The sequence below is a fragment of the Vibrio sp. 1069 genome (genome assembly GCF_033340555.1).
In genome coordinates, this window is sequence record NZ_JAWOWP010000261.1 from 1 (window position 1) to 793 (window position 793).

Genomic DNA, 793 nt, shown 5'->3' on the forward strand with positions numbered 1-793 from the left:
CCCTGGCTTTTTGCTTATCGGCTATACCGATTTAGATGCGTCCTAACAGGATGTTCGACAAGGCATTCATATCGATTAGATGATCTCTTTAAATACCAATGTTGCCGCGATGATGACGCAGCGACATCTTAGCCAAGCAGCCGATCAAAACGTTGAGTCACAGAGAAACCTGTCTTCGGGATATCGGATTAACTCAGCAAGCGACGATGCTGCTGGCCTACAAATATCGAATACTCTCCATGTTCAAACGAGAGGGATTGATGTCGCCTTAAGGAATGCTCACGATGCCTATTCTGTCGCTCAAACCGCAGAAGGCGCGTTGCATGAGAGCAGTGATATTCTGCAACGGCTACGCTCTCTCGGACTTCAGGCCGCAAATGGCAGCCATGAACAGGATGATCGTACAAGTCTTCAACAAGAAGTGATTGCACTACAAGATGAATTGGATCGTGTGGCAATCACGACGACATTCGCGGATAAAAACCTCTTCAATGGCTCTTATGGTTCTCAGAGTTTTCATATTGGCGCCAATGCGAACTCTATATCATTGACGCTCAGAAACATGCGTACGCACATACCTGAAATGGGCGGGCAACATTATCTGGGTGACAGTTTAGACAAAGACTGGCGGGTAACGAGAGATAACCAACAGTTCGCGTTTGAATATCAAGACAATGAAGGCCAAACACAATCTAAAGCATTAACACTCAAAGTAGGCGATAACCTTGAAGAAGTGGCAACCTACATTAATGCCCAGCAATCGGTAGTCGATGCTTCTGAAACGCAAGATCAT

At 45.9% G+C, this 793-nt stretch carries 1 protein-coding gene; it reads left to right on the forward strand.

Annotated elements, in window-relative coordinates; all coding sequences use genetic code 11:
- Positions 1–79: 79 nt before the first annotated feature.
- On the forward strand, positions 80–793 hold a 714-nt coding region (locus R7040_RS25855), incomplete at its 3' end, for a flagellin hook IN motif-containing protein (RefSeq protein ID WP_411978204.1).